The organism is Methanothermobacter sp. EMTCatA1, from assembly GCF_002356395.1.
GTDB lineage: Archaea > Methanobacteriota > Methanobacteria > Methanobacteriales > Methanothermobacteraceae > Methanothermobacter > Methanothermobacter thermautotrophicus.
The window spans coordinates 759,213-775,289 of sequence record NZ_AP018336.1 but is presented as its reverse complement, the minus strand read 5'-3'; the positions used below and the strand labels follow the sequence as shown (position 1 = coordinate 775,289).

General features: G+C 50.7%; 16 protein-coding genes. 8 read left to right on the top strand and 8 right to left on the bottom strand.

Annotation, left to right across the window (positions count from 1 at the left end; genetic code table 11):
- The first annotated feature begins 132 nt into the window (after positions 1 to 132).
- Together tca_RS04095 and ade are read left to right on the top strand one after the other, a co-directional pair.
- A complete protein-coding gene (locus tca_RS04095; RefSeq protein ID WP_286709185.1) occupies positions 133 to 1,368 on the top strand; it encodes a TIGR00300 family protein in 1,236 nt (411 codons plus the stop codon).
- Positions 1,369 to 2,985 (top strand): adenine deaminase, encoded by a 1,617-nt coding sequence (gene ade / locus tca_RS04090; RefSeq protein WP_286709184.1) that lies wholly within the window; start codon positions 1,369 to 1,371, stop codon positions 2,983 to 2,985.
- 115 nt (positions 2,986 to 3,100) lie between these two features.
- On the opposite strand, the gene tca_RS04085 is transcribed toward ade, so the two are convergent.
- The gene (locus tca_RS04085; RefSeq protein WP_286709183.1) at positions 3,101 to 3,772 is read right to left on the bottom strand and encodes a DUF447 domain-containing protein; all 672 of its coding nucleotides are present in this window, start codon (positions 3,770 to 3,772) and stop codon (positions 3,101 to 3,103) included.
- Positions 3,773 to 3,781: 9 nt separating this feature from the next.
- Positions 3,782 to 4,243 carry a DUF2124 family protein gene (locus tag tca_RS04080; RefSeq protein WP_115892127.1) on the bottom strand — a complete coding sequence of 154 codons (462 nt, stop codon included), beginning with the start codon at positions 4,241 to 4,243 and terminating at the stop codon, positions 3,782 to 3,784.
- 81 nt (positions 4,244 to 4,324) lie between these two features.
- Here tca_RS04080 and tca_RS04075 point away from each other — a divergent pair, with 81 nt between their 5' ends.
- Both tca_RS04075 and tca_RS04070 read left to right on the top strand, forming a co-directional pair.
- Positions 4,325 to 4,882, top strand: coding sequence for a thiamine-phosphate synthase family protein (locus tca_RS04075; RefSeq protein ID WP_286709182.1), 558 nt, complete (start codon positions 4,325 to 4,327; stop codon positions 4,880 to 4,882).
- A gap of 1 nt (position 4,883) precedes the next feature.
- Positions 4,884 to 5,888, top strand: a complete 1,005-nt coding sequence (locus tca_RS04070) for an SIS domain-containing protein (RefSeq protein ID WP_269899764.1) — start codon at positions 4,884 to 4,886, stop codon at positions 5,886 to 5,888.
- Between the two features lie 167 nt (positions 5,889 to 6,055).
- Here tca_RS04070 and tca_RS04065 read toward each other — a convergent pair whose 3' ends face one another.
- The 4 genes from tca_RS04065 to tca_RS04050 form a co-directional block, all read right to left on the bottom strand.
- Positions 6,056 to 6,523, bottom strand: a complete 468-nt coding sequence (locus tca_RS04065) for an Hsp20/alpha crystallin family protein (RefSeq protein ID WP_245942796.1) — start codon at positions 6,521 to 6,523, stop codon at positions 6,056 to 6,058.
- The gene (locus tag tca_RS04060; RefSeq protein ID WP_286709181.1) at positions 6,486 to 7,496 is read right to left on the bottom strand and encodes an NOG1 family protein; all 1,011 of its coding nucleotides are present in this window, start codon (positions 7,494 to 7,496) and stop codon (positions 6,486 to 6,488) included. Before tca_RS04060 ends, tca_RS04065 begins: the two co-directional genes overlap by 38 nt.
- Before the next feature lie 101 nt (positions 7,497 to 7,597).
- Positions 7,598 to 8,176: a TIGR00296 family protein gene (locus tca_RS04055; protein WP_286709180.1), complete on the bottom strand. Its 579-nt coding sequence runs from the start codon at positions 8,174 to 8,176 to the stop codon at positions 7,598 to 7,600.
- Positions 8,173 to 9,537, bottom strand: coding sequence for a TldD/PmbA family protein (locus tca_RS04050; protein WP_286709179.1), 1,365 nt, complete (start codon positions 9,535 to 9,537; stop codon positions 8,173 to 8,175). Before tca_RS04050 ends, tca_RS04055 begins: the two co-directional genes overlap by 4 nt.
- Positions 9,538 to 9,711: 174 nt before the next feature.
- On the opposite strand from tca_RS04050, the gene tca_RS04045 reads away from it, so the two are divergent.
- The 4 genes from tca_RS04045 to tca_RS04030 all read left to right on the top strand — a co-directional run bounded on the left by tca_RS04045 (position 9,712) and on the right by tca_RS04030 (position 13,730).
- The gene (locus tag tca_RS04045; RefSeq protein WP_286709178.1) at positions 9,712 to 11,256 is read left to right on the top strand and encodes a homocysteine biosynthesis protein; all 1,545 of its coding nucleotides are present in this window, start codon (positions 9,712 to 9,714) and stop codon (positions 11,254 to 11,256) included.
- On the top strand, positions 11,253 to 11,639 hold the full coding sequence (locus tca_RS04040; protein WP_269899758.1) for a 4Fe-4S binding protein: 387 nt from the start codon (positions 11,253 to 11,255) through the stop codon (positions 11,637 to 11,639). The genes tca_RS04045 and tca_RS04040 overlap by 4 nt, the downstream gene beginning before the upstream one ends.
- Before the next feature lie 22 nt (positions 11,640 to 11,661).
- On the top strand, positions 11,662 to 12,837 hold the full coding sequence (locus tca_RS04035) for an FAD-dependent oxidoreductase (RefSeq protein WP_286709177.1): 1,176 nt from the start codon (positions 11,662 to 11,664) through the stop codon (positions 12,835 to 12,837).
- 98 nt (positions 12,838 to 12,935) lie between these two features.
- On the top strand, positions 12,936 to 13,730 hold the full coding sequence (locus tca_RS04030) for a succinylglutamate desuccinylase/aspartoacylase family protein (protein WP_286709176.1): 795 nt from the start codon (positions 12,936 to 12,938) through the stop codon (positions 13,728 to 13,730).
- Between the two features lie 109 nt (positions 13,731 to 13,839).
- On the opposite strand, the gene tca_RS04025 is transcribed toward tca_RS04030, so the two are convergent.
- Positions 13,840 to 15,510, bottom strand: coding sequence for a pseudomurein-binding repeat-containing protein (locus tca_RS04025; RefSeq protein ID WP_286709175.1), 1,671 nt, complete (start codon positions 15,508 to 15,510; stop codon positions 13,840 to 13,842).
- 75 nt (positions 15,511 to 15,585) lie between these two features.
- Positions 15,586 to 16,056, bottom strand: coding sequence for an aspartate carbamoyltransferase regulatory subunit (gene pyrI / locus tca_RS04020; protein WP_394295914.1), 471 nt, complete (start codon positions 16,054 to 16,056; stop codon positions 15,586 to 15,588).
- Between the last annotated feature and the right edge of the window lie 21 nt (positions 16,057 to 16,077).

The following is a 16,077-nucleotide window of genomic DNA, read 5'->3' as shown; positions in this document are numbered from 1 at the left end:
CCCACTGTTCCTTTTACATTCCATGTGTCACATCTGAGTTCAGTTAATCCCTCCTATTTCAGCAATGGCCCCAGCAGATTTTATATATCTTGGAGGCCAACCACTTAATGATCAGTCTCAAGTGGTGTTATCATGAATACAAGAGAGGTGGAGCTCAGGGGTCATATAATTGACAGTCTAATACTCCCCAGGGCCCTTGATATAATAATGGATATGGGCGGGGACTTCCAGATACTTGAAATCGATATAGGTAAGAGAAAATCGGATCCAAGCCATGCAAGGATACTCGTTGAGGCGGAGACACCCTCACTACTTAACCAGATACTGGATGAACTGGGTGAGATAGGGGCATCTATAGCAGAAATAAAGGAGGCTGAACTCCAGAGTGCACCCATGGACAGGGTTCTGCCTGACGACTTCTACTCCACCACCAACCATCAGACCTTCATCTACCATGGCGGTGAATGGGTGGAGGTTGAGGGAATAGAGATGGACTGCATGATAGTGGTTGACCCGGAGAGCAGAACAGCCCGGTGCAAACCCATAAGGGAGATAAAGAAGGGGGACCTTGTGGTTGTTGGAAGGGAGGGCATAAAGGTTGTCCCCCCAGAGAGGCCCAGGGGAAAGCAGGGCGTCTTTGAATTCATGGGCAGTGAAGTGTCAAGTGAGAAGCCCCTCGTGACCACAATAAAGAAGATCGCCTCTGAAATAACTGATATAAAAAAGAGAGGCGGCAGGATAGGTCTCGTCGGTGGACCAGCCATCGTACACGCAGGCTCAGCCCCTATCATTGCAGAGATGATACGTCTGGGATTCATAGACGTCCTGTTCGCAGGAAACGCCCTGGCAACCCATGACATTGAATGCGCACTCTACGGGACCTCCCTCGGAGTTGATATAGATAGGGGTGAGGCGGTGAGCAGGGGCCACAGGCACCATATAAACGCGATTAATGAGATAAACCGTGCCGGTTCAATAAGGGATGCTGTGGAGCAGGGCGTTCTAACATCTGGGATAATTTATGAGTGCGTAAAGAATGATGTGCCCTTTGTGCTTGCCGGTTCAATAAGGGATGACGGACCACTCCCTGATGTCATAACCGATGTGATGGAGGCCCAGAATGAGATGAGGAAATACGTCCAGGACCTGGATATGGTCATAATGATAGCCACCATGCTCCACTCCATCGCAACCGGCAACATACTCCCCTCACGCGTTAAAACAATATGCGTGGATATAAACCCTGCAACCGTTACAAAGCTCTCTGACAGGGGCAGCTCCCAGGCTGTGAGCGTGGTTACAGATGTGGGTGCATTCATACCCATTCTCCTCCACGAAATCAAAAAGATGAACGGCCTGGGGGATTGAATGATAAGGGGGAACATCCTCAACGTCTTCACCGGCGACATCTACCCCGCTGAGATAGAGGTGGCCGGTGGAAGGGTGAGGTGTGTTCGAAGCATCAGCGGAAACTTTTCTGATATAATCCTCCCCGGCTTCATAGACGCCCACCTGCACATTGAAAGTTCAATGCTCACACCATCCTCATTTGCAGCGGCAGCCATACCCCATGGCACTGTCTCAACCATATCGGACCCCCATGAGATAGCAAACGTCATGGGCGTGGATGGTGTGAGGTTCATGATAGATGATGCTGCAGCAACACCAATGAAATTCTATTTCACAGCACCATCATGTGTACCCGCAACCCCCTTTGAAACTGCCGGGGCAGAGATCACAGCGAGGGAGATAGAGGAACTACTCAGAATGGATTCAGTGGTGGCCCTCGGCGAGATGATGAACTTCCCGGGAGTCATAGCCGGTGATGATGGGGTCATGGCTAAGATAGAGGCTGCAAGGGACCTTAACATGCCGGTTGATGGACATGCCCCCCTCCTCTCAGGGGATGAACTGTGCACCTACATAGGGGCGGGGATATCCACTGATCATGAATGTGTGAGCCCCGAGGAGGTCCTTGAGAAGAGGAGACTTGGAATGAAGATAATGGCACGTGAGGGATCAAGCGCGAGGAACCTCCGGGACCTTGCCGCTGCAGGGTGTGACTTCCTGGTATCCGATGACATCCACCCCGCCGATCTGCTGGAGGGGTACATGGACAGAATACTGAGGAGGGCGGTTGATTATGGTATTGACCCTGTAAGCGCTGTGCAGATGGTCACCATAAACCCTGCGGAGCACTACGGCCTCAGCACAGGGGCAATAGCGCCTGGATGGGATGCTGACTTCGTGGTGGTTGACAGCCTCAGGGACTTCAACGTTAAGAGGGTCTACATAGATGGCAGACCGGTTGCAGAGGAGGGAAGATACCTCATCAGGAGACGTGGGGGAACCAGGGCACCCCCCCGGAAACTTGAAGTGCCTGATTTTCCAGTTGAGAGGCTGGATGTCAGGGCTGAGGGTGATGAGGCCACTGTGAGGGTCATAGACGTACTGGACGGCCAGCTCATAACTGAAGAGTCAATTGCAACCCTTGAAGTTGAGGACGGCGCTGTGCAGGCCGACACGTCCTCAGATATCCTCAGGGTATCTGTCCTTGACAGGTACGGGAGGGGTAATATCTCCAGCGGCTTCGTTCATGGATTCGGTCTCCAGGAGGGGGCAATAGCATCAACGGTTGCCCATGACTCACACAACCTGATCGTGGTGGGAGTGGATCCTGAGCTGATGAAGAGGGCGGTTGATATACTTAAAAAAGCAGGAGGGGGTCTTGTGGCGGTCGCAGAGGATGATCACAGGGTCCTTCAGCTTCCTGTGGCAGGTCTGATGTCAGATGGGGATGTATTTGAGGTTGCAGATGGATTTGAGAACCTCAACACTTTCACTGAACAGCTCGGGTCACGCCTCAGCGCACCCTTCATGACCATGTCCTTCCTCTCGCTCCTCGTCATCCCCAGGCTGAAGATAGGGGATAGGGGTCTCTTTGATGTTGAGAAATTTGAATTTGTGGATGTTCTCGTGTCCTGATAGTGGTCAGTTACTTTTCTGTGGATGTTCTCGTGTCCTGATAGTGGTCAGTTACTTTTCTGTGGATGTTCTCGTGTCCTGATAGTGGTCAGTTACTTTTCATTGGGCAGCAATCTCATGATATCCTTGATTCAAGGGCCTGGATTATCCTCCTCATGGCCTCCTTCTCCCTGGGGCCCCCGACCTTCCTTGCAACCCTGTTCATCTCAGCGATCCTCTCCCTGAGGACCAGAGGGTCTGAAAATTCAGCTCGCGTATAGGCTATCAGTGACTCAATAACAGCGTATATGCCACGGTTGAGGACCATCCTGAAGCTTTCAGCCCTCATAACATCACCTGCACGTGCCTTCACAACATGAAGTTCTGACTCACCGAACCGGTCCCTCTTCACCAGCTTCTTCACAGAAACAACCTCTGCAGTGAAGAATGCATCGGCACCCCTGAGGTGAAGGAAATCCCTGTAATGGCTGAACATGTCCTCATCAAGGTCACCCAGTGTTGAATCGGTGAATATGAGGGGGTCAAGGGTCACGTTAACGGTGAAACGCCCATTATCCAGCACATTCTCCACTGTACGGGTCCCCTGGTAGAGGTAGAGTGTCACTGTATCTTCACCGGTGCATAGCACACCTATGGGGGCCGCGTTCCCCACCATTGAACCGTCCCAGGTCACGACGATGGTCTCGTAGAGCCGTCCCCTCTCCATTTCCAGGGCCTGCAGGTCCTTGAAGTGGGTGTATTCAACTTCAGAGGGCTTACCGGGATTTTCTTTCAGAGCACCGGACAAGTAAACCCCTCAGCCCCTGAGGACGTAACCATCTATGTCTGCATTGATGACACAGTCAAAGTCAAGGAGCTCGTACCAGCCAGCCCTGGCGAACATGTCCATGTAGCAGAGCCCCATAAGCTCCCCTCCTTCTTCCAGGGCATCTTCAACCAGTTTTTTAACATCCTCGATGTCTGAGCCTATACCCGGCATTGAGAGACCCCCGAGGAGTACAAGGACATCCACCTTCCCGGGGCTTATTTCGCCGAGTTCAACACCATATTCAGTTAATTCGAGCTTCCTGGCCTTACTGAAATCTGTATTGGGTATGAATATGTTATCCTTGTCCCGCACAGCGTATGCGAATAACTGGGCGAAGGGTGTGCATACCCCGGGAACTCCTGCAAAGCCTATTCTCTCAGCATCCTTAACTGCCTCCCGGAATACACCGAGATGCTCCTTTATACCCCTGAATTCCTTTACCTTCTCCATGTGAACACCTCAAGATTATAATTATAAATTACTGATCCACATATAATTCTTTTACTGTAAATATTCTCTTGAGTGATGATCATGGAGATAGAAAATGTTAGAAGGGCTCTTGAGATGATCTCCTCTGCAGAGGACTTCGGAATCCTCATACCTGAGGTGAGGTCAAATATTGTAATGGCGAGGAGTAATCCCTGCGGTCCAGAGGATGTTGCTGCGGTCCCGGGGAGGATCACTGAGTTTCAGGGAAGGGCCTTCGCGTGCCGCGACCCTGAATACGGGGCTTCCTCGCACATGGCCCGCTTCATAATAGCCCTTAATGAACACCTCCCGGCGAGGAGAAGTGCACTTAATATTAAATTTGATGAGAGTATAATCAGTATATGTGAGGATATGGGTCTTGTGGTCTCATCCTATGACCGTAGCAGGGAACCCGACATTGTGAGGGATACTGAGGGGGGCAGCATACCATGGGGTGTTGAGGAGGCCCTCAGGAACTCAGAGTCCCCTCCAGACGTCATATACCACAGGGGGGCATGGGGTAAGGAGCCCATGATAGTACTCACCGGCAGGGATGCTGTTGAAGTTGCAGAGCTTGCCATCAGGATACTCAGGGAATATAAAAGTTTAAAGGGGATATAAGATGAAGTATAAGATGTTCAATGAACTCATGGAGCAGCCAGAGTCTCTTAGGAGGACCCTGAAGTCTGAAGGGGACAGAATGGCATATATATCCGATGAAATCCTTGAATGCAGACGTATATACCTTGTTGGGTGTGGCAGTTCACTTTCGACCTGTTACAGTGCAAGGGATGCAATCGCCATGAACTATGAGGTAAACATGGATGTTATGACTGGCTATGAGTTCTACTATCACAGACAGATTGATTACAGTGACTCTGCGGTCATATTCACCTCACAGTCGGGTGAGACCGCGGATACCCTCGCAGCACTCAGGAGGGCGAATGAACTCGGACTTAGAACCGTTACCATAACCAATGAACCCGGCAGCACCATGGCATCTGAATCCATGGAGACCATAGTGACCCGATGCGGGCGTGAGGAGGCAATACTCGGCACCAAGACCTACATGACACAGCTCCTGGCCCTCTACAGGATACTCTTCGGGATGTACAGTGATGAAAAATCAGATGAGATAATGGGAGAACTTGAGAAACTACCCGGTGAGGTTGAGGATCTGCTGAGGAGAACAGAGGTTGAGTGCAGGGATCTTGCAGAGGAATATGCCGGTGAGGATATATTCTACTGTATGGGGAGCGGTCCTAACTATGGACTGGCCTACAAACTCGCAATGACGATGCTCATGGAGGGGGCCCTGAAGCATGCTTGTCCACTGTATTCTGGAGAATTCAGACATGGACTCATTGAAAGGGTTGAGGAGGGGGTCCCTGTTATATTCCTTGAATCGGGGCTGCCGGGTGATGAGCTGACAGAGAGGGCCCTGCGTTTCTGTGAGAACCTGGGCGCTGAGAACCTTGTATTCCGGATGTCAGATTACTCTGACCTTAACGGACTCCTCTCACCCTTTGTACTTGCAGTACCCCTCGAATGGTTCGTGTACTACCTCGCCCATTTCAACGGTGAGGACCCGGGCAGTACCAGGCACATAGGTAAGGTGAGATACTAGCCCCCTCCAGCACATTTTTTGGCAGGAACTGTTTCCTTATATCTCAGGTGAGGTGTAAAATTAGGAGGGTCAGTGAGCAGTTAATATGATCTCCAGATGAGCTGCTGGTGGTTTCCATTCAACCTTCGCTTTTCACGGATTTTCCTAAAAAAATGAGTTTGGTGGTTTTATTCCACCTTTAGGGTCTGTTTCTTTTTGACCTCAACCTTTGGAAGTTCAACTGTGAGGACACCGTTTTCAAATTTGGCCTTAGCATCTTCGACCCTGATCTTTTCAGGTAGTCTCATCTCCCTTTTTGCTTCACCGTACTTCCTTTCCTTCTTGATGAAATCGGCCTCTTCGATTTCGACTTCCTCCTCAAAGACTGCTGATATGGATATGGTGTTTTCGGTTAGTTCTATGTTGATGTCCTCCTTCTTAACACCTGGAAGGTCGGTTTTGATGATTATGGCATCATCTGTTTCCATGACGTCCATACTGAGTTTTTCAGGTATGTTCTCTGCGTACTCTGAGATCTTCTTCTCAAACTCTTTCTGCATCTCCCTCATGTTCTTTATCATGTCTTCCATCATCTTCTCAGCCATCAGCCTTCTTTTCTCAAACATTGTCATGGGTTTCTCGAGTTTCTTTTTCATATAACCCCTCCAGTTTTTTTATTATCTTGGAGACCCCTCTGCCCTCGAATGCAGAAACTTTCAGTGGATCTTCAACACTATTAATATATTCTTCCAGATACTTAACATTTTCTGCAAGGTCCATCTTGTTGAAGACCGTGACAATGGGGATGTCAAAGACGCTCCTTATGCCGAGGTAAAGGCTGTACTGGCTTTCAAGGGTGTATCCACATGTTTCAGAGGCGTCAAAGATGAACATTATCACATCTGCTATGTTCTCAAGGGCGACCATGGCCTGGAGTTCTATGTTGTTCATATCCTCAACCGGCCTGTCCAGGAGCCCCGGCGTGTCTATAACCTGTATCCTCTTCCATTTCCGCTCAAGGTGACCTATCTGGATCCCCTTGGTGGTGAAGGGGTAATCTGCCACCTCAGGCTCTGCACCGGTGAGGGTCCTTAGGAGCGTGGATTTTCCAACGTTGGGGAAGCCTGCTATAACGACCGTGAAGGCGTCAAGGTCCACTGTGGGCATGTTTCTCAACTTATTCTTTGCAAAGTCGAGAAAGTCAAGGTCGCCCTCGATCCTCTTTATCACTGATGATATCCTGCCGAAGGCCTCCCGCCTAAGACGGGATGCATCAGACGGTTTTGAACGTTTTATACGGGTCATGTAATCTGATTCCAGCTGGTTAAGTATTCCAACAGCCCAGTTAAGTGCCCCGAGGGATTTTTTGAGTTCATCCACCCCCACGGTCACGTCTATGTAGTCCTGGTAGAACTCTGGGAGGGACTCTATATCAGGTATTCTCTGGATTATCATCTTCAACCGGTCCCTTATGACCTGACATGCTGTCTGGACACGTGTTGACTCAATAACCTTGGCCTTCTTCTGGCCAGGAATCTTTGAACTCCGTTTAAGGGACGCGGCCTTTCTGGCCCTCCGGAATCCCTTATCAAGAAGTTCATCTGTTGTTGGAACTGTGGGTATGATCATAAAATCACTCTCATTAAACCTGTAACTTCTGCGGATCTATTTATCTTAATGTGTGGGGATATTTTTAATCCCCTCATGAGTAATTAGCTTCAGCATGGACTTTAATCATCTTCATGGAATATCTGGGCCTGGAACCTGTAGACTCTGGTTTCAGGGTCATAGAAGCAGTCTGGCGGAAGACCCGCCTTCATACATGTGTTGCAGAGGAACTCCTCAGCGTCCCAGCCCCACTCCGTGGCGACCTGTGGAAGGAGAAGTCCCCTAGCCCATCCCCTCTCAACGATCAGACCGTCGACACCGACCCTTATGAGGCGGGGGTAATCTGCCGGACTTTCAACCTCAAGGGGCTCTGGCGGTGTCAGCACACTAACCTCAACATCTATATCCCCGAGTTCCTCAGGTTTAACAGGGGGAAACCTGGGGTCACCTGTCGCAGCAGATATGGCGACCTCAACAAGGGCATCAATAAGGGGTTTCACAGGTTCTGGATAACCTATACATCCCCTCAGATTCCCGTTCTTCTCAAGTGTAACGAAAACTCCTCTCTTTTCCCTGAAAACATCAGGGAGATCATCAGGGAGTCTGAGGTTTTCTGATCCACGCAGGTGCTCCTCTATGGCCATCCTCGCGATTTTAACAAGAATTCTACCTTCATCCCTGGATAATGGCGCGTACTTCATGTTCCACCCACCATGGCATTCCTTATCCTCACGTGGGGGCCCCCATCGCCCACAGGGACGCTCTGCCCGGATTTCCCGCAGAAGCCGATCCCCAGCCTGAAGTCTGAACCGACCCCGTCAACATTTTTGAGGGTCTCCAGGACGTTTCCTGAGAGGGAGACGTCCTTCACGGGTTCTGCAATTTCACCATCCTGTATACGGAATGACTCAGCAGCATTGAACTGGAAGATACCCTTACCGGTATCCACCTGGCCCCCCCTTGAACCCCTCAGGTAGACACCATTCCGGATATCCTCTATGAGTTCATCGAAGGATAAATCGCCTGGTTTGAGGTATGTGTTGCTCATCCTGACAATGGGCTGGTCCCCTATGGCTGAACGGGCATTCCCTGATGGTTCAAGACCAAGTTTGAAGGCTGTTTCCCTGGAGTTAAGGAGTGAAGTGAGGACGCCGTTCTCCACTAGAACGGTTTCACTGGCCCTCACACCCTCTGCATCGTAGCTGTAACTCCCAAAACCATCAATCGTAGGGTCGTCGATGATGGTAACACCCTCAGAGGCAATCTTCTCCCCCAGTTTACCCTCGAGTATTGAGTCACCCTGCAGTATGAGGTCCGCCTCTGCTGCATGCCCCAGTGCCTCATGTATGAATACACCCGTAAGTTCGGGGTCAGTTACTATATCAAAGCGTCCTGATGGCGGCGAACTCGCCTTGAGGAGCCTGACAGCCTTTTCTCCGGTCCTGCGACCGAGCTCCTCTATGTCCTCCCTCTCCAGTATTTCGAAGCCGCCGGTTCCACCGCAGCTCTTATGGCCGAACTGTATCCCTGAGCCATCCGATGCAACAGCGTTTAGAAAGAGGGCGACCCGGGTCTCATCCATCTCAATGAGTGACCCCTCTGAGTTCAGGAAGGCAGATGAGCTCTCCATGTCAACGTAGCTCACAGTGGTGCTCACGACACCATCAACTGATGCGGCATGGTGTGCATCTGATACCAGCTCCCGCTTCTCAGCTGCCGGGACATCTGAGGGCGGCCGGGATGACCTTACCCTGGTTTTATCAACGCAGGGGGCACCTGAACCCACCTGGACATCGCCCCTGAGGGACCCGGCCATCTTTATGGCCTTAAGGGCCATTTCACCGAGCCTGGAGGGTTCATCTGTAAAGGCAAATCCCCATGAACCATTCCTCAGCACCCTTATCCTGAAACCAGAGGCTCTCCCGGATTTAACCTCCTGCAGGTTACCGTCCTTCATCAGAATAGAACTGGTCCGGGAGGTGCCAGCCCTTATATCTGCATATTCCACCCTATCCTCTATGTCCATGAGTATGCTGCCAAGATAATCAGTGTCAATCTCCATTTCCCATCAGCCTTCAAAAGTTTCTCTTATTAGTTCTGTAGGTGGGTGCTTATGATTCTTTTGATGTCACGCTGAGGCCCACATGCAGGGGTTCCATGAACTCAATAAATATTTAAATGAACATCCATATACCAGTAACCAGTTCATTTTATAGATAGAACCGGATGTGGTATATTGAAGACAATTGAGGAGATAAACCAGAAGATCAGGGATGGGGATGCTGTGGTTGTCACCGCAGCCGAGATGACAAGGATAGTTGCTGAAAACGGCCCCATGGACGCTGCAAAGGAAGTTGATGTTGTTACAACAGGTACATTTGGTGCTATGTGTTCGTCAGGCGCTTTCCTCAACTTCGGACACTCAGATCCTCCCATAAAGATGTCAAGGACCTACCTCAATGGTGTTGAGGCTTACTCTGGACTCGCGGCAGTTGACGCCTACATAGGCGCAGCACAGCCAAACCGTGACCCGGACATAGGGCTTGACTATGGGGGCTCACATGTAATAGAGGACCTCATAAGGGGGAAGGAGGTTGAACTGGTGGCAGAGGCCTATGGAACAGACTGCTACCCCCTCAAGAATGTTGAGACACTCATAAGCCTTGAGACCATAAACCAGGCGGTCATGGTTAACCCGAGGAACTGCTACCAGAACTATGCAGTGGCGGTCAACTCCACACAGGAGACACTCTACACCTACATGGGAACACTGCTCCCCAACTATGGAAATGTCACCTACTCCAGTGCGGGGGAACTCAGCCCCCTCCTCAATGACCCCTACTTCCAGACCATAGGTGTCGGCACAAGGATATTCCTCTGCGGCGCAGAGGGCTACATAGTGGGGGAGGGTACCCAGCACTCAACAGAGGCTGAGAGGAGAAATGGTGTACCTGTTTCCCCATCAGGCACCCTCATGCTGAAGGGTAACATGAAGGAGATGGATCCAGAATATGTGAGGGGAGCCACAATGCCCAGGTACGGCCCAACACTCTACGTGGGTGCCGGCATACCAATACCAGTACTCAACGAGGACATAGCGGCTTCAACAGGAATATCAGATGAGGATATAGTCTGCAGGGTCATTGATTATGGTGTACCAGGGAGATCAAGGCCTGTGGTGAAGGAGACCAATTATAAGGAGCTCAAATCAGGGAAGATTGAGATAAATGGCATGGAGGTCCCGGCATCACCACTCTCCTCAATCAGGAGGGCCCTGAAGATTGCAGAGGAACTCAAATCATGGATTGAAAGGGGCGACTTCCTGCTCACAGAGCCAGTTAAGCGCCTACCCTCAAGATCAGCCACCCGCCCCCTTGAGATAAGAAGACCCTCCATCATGGTGCGGGAACTTGAGAGCAAACCGGTCATCATAACCCACCAGGAGGACGACCTTAAGGATGTGGCCAGGAAGATGGTTGACAATAACATAAACCACATACCCGTCGTTGACAGTGAGGGCGTCCTGAGGGGTATCGTAACATCATGGGACATTGCAGACGCCGTGGCAAGGGGTAAGAGGAAACTCAGGGATATCATGACCCGCAAGGTGGTTGTTGCAAGGGAAAATGAGCCTGTAGACGTTGTTGCAAGACGTATAGATAAGTATAACATTTCAGGTTTACCCATAGTTGATGATGAAAACCGCGTTAAGGGTATAGTGACCGCGGAGGACATTTCAAGGTTAATAGGGAAAGTTGATAACAGGGGAGAATCAATATGAAGGCCTGGCTTAAATTCTCACCGAACATTGTTAACAAGTCAATAATATCAGAAGCCATAAAGAAGTATGACATCGAGTTCAACATCCTGAGGGCAAACATCACACCCCGCGGGGGTAAGATGCTTGTTGAGATCAGCGGCCCCGAGGAGAGGGAGGGGATAGACTTCATAGAGGAGGCCGGTATAGAGGTGCACCCGGCAGTGAGGGTCGTTAAGAAGGACCGTGAGAAGTGCATGGACTGCGGTGCCTGCGTATCCCTCTGCCCGGTTGGCGCCATATGTATCGAGGATGACTGGGAGATAGTCCTCGATGACAAGAAATGTATCGGCTGCAGCTTCTGTGTAAACTCCTGCCCCACAAAGGCCATAGTGCTCCTTGATTGATAGCTGAAAAGAGGGAACTATCATGGTCCTTGTGGTTGGCTCCGGTGCTGGGGGTGCAACCCTTGCAAGGGAACTTGCCATCCGGGGCATTGACGTTACCGTAATTGAGAGGGGCCCCTGTGTTAAGGATTCTGATGCATTCCTCTGCTATGATGAATCCCCCGATGTGGACATCCTGAGGGCAAGCTGCGCTGGAGGGTCAACCCTCGTTGCCGCAGGAAACGCTGTCAGGGTCCTTGAGAACACCCTTAAGGACTATGGGGTTGACATAACAGAGGACCTCCATGCCATTGAGGCTGAACTTAGGGTGGGGGAGCTTCCAGACACCCACACCGGCAGGGGCACAGCCCTGATAATGGATGCTGCAGAATCCCTGGGTCTTGGTGTGAGGAAGATGCCTAAATTCATAGACCCTGATAAATGCAGGCCTTGCGGTAAATGCTCATTCGGATGCCCGAGGGCTGCTAAGTGGTCTGCAAGGAGATTTCTTGATGAGGCAGTTGAACACGGGGCTGTTCTCATTGAAGAAACCGAGGCAAAGAACATAATTGTCAGGAATGGATCAGTTTCGGGTCTGAAAACATCCCGGGGAGATTTCCATGATGAAACGGTTGTGCTGGCAGCCGGAGCCATCGAAACCCCCAGGATACTCATGAGGGCGGGTATAGATGCAGGTAACGGACTCTTCATGGACACCTTTGTGACCGTGGGGGGCATACTTGAGGGGGTGGGGTTCTGTGATGAGGTCCAGATGAATGCCCTCATAGAACTTGATGGTGTTATACTCTCACCCCACTTCTCAACCCTCCTGTTCCCTGAGGATGATAGGAGGAACGTCCTGGGTATCATGGTTAAGATAGCCGATGAGAGATCTGGGCGTGTGGAGGCCGACAGGATTGTCAAGCACCACACCGGCAGGGACATCAGTCTCCTCTCAGGGGGTGCAGCCATTGCAGGGAGCATACTCTCACGGGCCGGTGTTGGGGCAGGCACGTTGAGGTCCACGGGACCCAGGGGTGCCCACCCTGGTGGTACCGCTTCCCTGGGGGAGGTTGTTGATGAGAACCTGGAGACCTCCATTGGGGGCCTCTTTGTGGCCGATGCGAGTGTGCTGCCAGAGGCGCCTGGCGCTCCACCCATACTGACCATAATGGCACTTGCAAGGCGTCTGGCACGCCATATAGTTTCAGTTTTATGATGGTGCCTTTCCTGATCTTAAGAACACATGCTGCTGTTATTCAATTTCTGGATTATTTTTTATATCGGAGATAACATACCTATATCAAAGGTGAAATTATGAAAAACTCACGGCTTAAAATCATGACCCTCCTATTTTCGGCTGTGCTTCTATTCTCCACTCTTCAGGTAGCATCAGCCCTCAAAACTGAGATAATCTACACGGGTACAGGGGGAGATGTGTCAAAGAACTACTACATAAAGAAGTACTCCCCCAGGACCAAGGTAACGTCCGAGGTGTTCCAGGCAGCCAGAAAGGGAACACCCATGTTCACATTTGGAAATGGAGGGGGGAAGAAGGTTATAATAGTGGCGGGTGTCCATGGAAATGAACTCCCAGCGTCCATAGCTGCTGTGAAACTCATAAACTACCTATCTGGCAAAAATATCAGAGGCACTGTCTACGTTGTACCCTTCCTCATACCATCATCCACCGCGAAAACCTACAGATACTGGAAGGGTAAGAACCCCAACAGCATAGCGAATATCAGGGGGACACCCACAAACAGGATACTCCAGATTGCACTTTCAAGGGACGTGGATGCAGTCGGTGACTTCCATTCAACAAGGCCTGGGGGAGTGCCGGGGAAAACGTCAATCCTCTGTACGAGGATTCCCACCTATGAAAGCTACCGCATGGCATACCAGATGAGCCGTTACAGCGGTTCAGCCTTCATACCGGCCAAGGTTGCAGGTAAGGATTATCCGGGAGCCCTTGAGGATGTATGCAACCTTGCAGGTATCCCTGCAGTGACCGCTGAGGTCAGATCTCCCCATGGCTCAGTGGCATCTGGAAGTGTCACAAAATCCTATACCCAGATGATAGGCTTCCTCAAGTACAACGGGGTCATCTGATCTTAAGAGTAGTCTCTATTTAAGCTTCCTATCCTTTTCAGGCTTTTTTCTGAAAAATGAAGGGTTCATTTTTATCCTTTTTAACGGTTTTTTTGAAAAAATGGAAGGTTCAGGTGATCAGATCCTTTATGAACTCCACCACATTATCAATCAGGCTTTCACCGACCTTCACAGAGGATGGGAACACCATCCTGCTCCTTTCGGTGTGGTTCTGGATTATCTGTGCAAACATGGCTGTGTATTCATCCCTGCCGATCTTATCAGCACCCACCTGCACATATGCTGGGAGCCTGCCATTACTCCTGGTGAACTCATAGACCCTCCTTGCAACGTCACGGTACTCTGTCCTTGATAGTGTCCCGGTGTAGGTGTTGGTGGATGATGAGGCATCGGATATCCCTGTGGTGTTCTTCCTTATGGGGAGCCCTGCAATGTACTGTGATGCAAGGTATACCCATTCCTGCCGGGGCATTAACGTGGCCTCTCCCATGACTATTCTCCTGGCGTCTGTGGATAGCGTTGTGGGGTCAATCTCATGCCTTGCAACGTATCTGGAGGTATCCATATCCCCCAGGTGATCTCCATCTGCAGAGTAGGCATAGTCAATCAGCTTCATGGCTGTGAGGTGTATCTGTTCATCACGGCTGAAGTTCTTGGGTTCTATGAGAAGTATACCTGCATCCCTCAGGAATCTTGCAGGTTCATTTATCCCTGCGAAGTATGCGCTGGAGAAGTTGTCGTCCCAGGCCCTCGGCAGGTATCCCGTCGAGGCAAGGTTGAGACTTCCATAGTTCACATAGACGATACCATCAAGTCCACTGGCATAGGATCTCAGGTACCCTTTCTTCACCCCCGACACAACACCGTACATTGTGCCGGGACATGCTGCAGCTATGTAAACAGCCAGCGAACCCTTCGGGGCGTTCTTAATCGCCCGGTCAGCCTCTCCAGGGGCGGGTGACTTCTCATCAATTATGACCCTGGCTGAACCACTTATCTCGGTCCTTATGGACTCCATCAGGCTCCTGCCATTCACACCACTGAGCCTGTCAGAGCTTATGTATATGGTTTCTGGGGTGCCTGATGCGTAACGGTTCATTATAATCGAGGTTGTGGGGTACCCTGAAGACCAGAGGGATGTGCCGTTGACCCTCACTCCTGTTGAAGTACTGTAGGATGCCCTGGTCTTCCAGATTGTCATGGCAACCGGCAGAAGTGTCCTTGGTGCTGATACCTTCTGTGAAGATGCTGGCTGGACTGCGCTGAGGGTTGCAGCATCACTTCCATACCAGACCCTCCTGCAGGGTATTCCAAGACCCCTCAGGGATGAGGACGGTATGGCTGACGGAGATGCGCATATGATTATACTCCTGGGCTTTAAACGTTTTATTTCTGTCCTGGTGGCTGCTGGTAATGTTTTACCAGCTATGAGCAGGGGGGCATCGTTTTTTATTGCAAGGTATGCTGCTGAAATGTCTGACCCTGTCCCCAGAACAACCACGTCGCTCCGGGTCCAGTAACGTGCAAGTGAAGATGTCCTCGCAGGGATCCTGATCCCGTTCAACCTTATGTCACCGACAACCACCGGGCTCTGCCCCCTGAGATACTTCACCACAGACTTCTCAGGCGTGTAACTGCTGATTATCAGCCTGCCATCTGTATGGGCCGCTGCAGGTGCAGTTATGACAGCATGGGACGGGTCCGTTACAAAAACTGCTGCAGAGGCAGGTGAAACTAAAAGGAGGAATGCCACCAGAATGACAGTTAACTTCCATCTCATGGTATCACTCCCGGAACTGTGACTGGCTCTGGGTGATCTGGCTTTCCAGGGTATTCACATATCATGGTATAACTCCTAGAACTGTGACTCTATCTCATCTGCCTCAATGAGGCGCTCACAGTAGTAGCAGCGTAGGAGAACGGGTTCCTCTGAGATGACGTAGAAACGGTTCTCGACACCCTCGTCACTGTTTGTGATGCAGTTGGGGTTGGGACATCTGAGGATGCCCCTCACCTCATCCATGAGCCTCACCTTGGCCTTCTCAACAATCTTATAATCCCTCACAATGTTTATTGTAGCTCTGGGGGCTATGAGGGCTATCTGGTCAACCTCCGAGGGTTTGAGTTCCCTGTTCTCTATTTTAACTATGTCCTTGGATCCAAGCTGGGAGGAATCCATATTCATGGCAACGGTCACCTTGCTGCGCCCATCAGGGAGCCCAAGGATGTTGAGGACATTCAGAGATCTGTTTGCGGTTATATGATCGATAACTGTTCCGTTCTTTATTGGTTTGACCCTCAGTTCAAAGGGTTTCTTCATATCCATCCCTCTTATTATCTGACGTTG

What these genes read in the sequence shown, in the direction of transcription:
- tca_RS04070 (WP_269899764.1), top strand. Translation starts at nt 4,884, where the DNA reads ATGAAGTATAAGATGTTCAATGAACTCATGGAGCAGCCAGAGTCTCTT.
- tca_RS04025 (WP_286709175.1), bottom strand. Translation starts at nt 15,510, where the DNA reads ATGAGATGGAAGTTAACTGTCATTCTGGTGGCATTCCTCCTTTTAGTT.
- tca_RS04095 (WP_286709185.1), top strand. Translation starts at nt 133, where the DNA reads ATGAATACAAGAGAGGTGGAGCTCAGGGGTCATATAATTGACAGTCTA.
- tca_RS04060 (WP_286709181.1), bottom strand. Translation starts at nt 7,496, where the DNA reads ATGATCATACCCACAGTTCCAACAACAGATGAACTTCTTGATAAGGGA.
- tca_RS04080 (WP_115892127.1), bottom strand. Translation starts at nt 4,243, where the DNA reads ATGGAGAAGGTAAAGGAATTCAGGGGTATAAAGGAGCATCTCGGTGTA.
- tca_RS04055 (WP_286709180.1), bottom strand. Translation starts at nt 8,176, where the DNA reads ATGAAGTACGCGCCATTATCCAGGGATGAAGGTAGAATTCTTGTTAAA.
- tca_RS04050 (WP_286709179.1), bottom strand. Translation starts at nt 9,537, where the DNA reads ATGGAGATTGACACTGATTATCTTGGCAGCATACTCATGGACATAGAG.
- pyrI (WP_394295914.1), bottom strand. Translation starts at nt 16,056, where the DNA reads ATGGATATGAAGAAACCCTTTGAACTGAGGGTCAAACCAATAAAGAAC.
- tca_RS04030 (WP_286709176.1), top strand. Translation starts at nt 12,936, where the DNA reads ATGAAAAACTCACGGCTTAAAATCATGACCCTCCTATTTTCGGCTGTG.
- ade (WP_286709184.1), top strand. Translation starts at nt 1,369, where the DNA reads ATGATAAGGGGGAACATCCTCAACGTCTTCACCGGCGACATCTACCCC.
- tca_RS04075 (WP_286709182.1), top strand. Translation starts at nt 4,325, where the DNA reads ATGGAGATAGAAAATGTTAGAAGGGCTCTTGAGATGATCTCCTCTGCA.
- tca_RS04040 (WP_269899758.1), top strand. Translation starts at nt 11,253, where the DNA reads ATGAAGGCCTGGCTTAAATTCTCACCGAACATTGTTAACAAGTCAATA.
- tca_RS04035 (WP_286709177.1), top strand. Translation starts at nt 11,662, where the DNA reads ATGGTCCTTGTGGTTGGCTCCGGTGCTGGGGGTGCAACCCTTGCAAGG.
- tca_RS04065 (WP_245942796.1), bottom strand. Translation starts at nt 6,523, where the DNA reads ATGAAAAAGAAACTCGAGAAACCCATGACAATGTTTGAGAAAAGAAGG.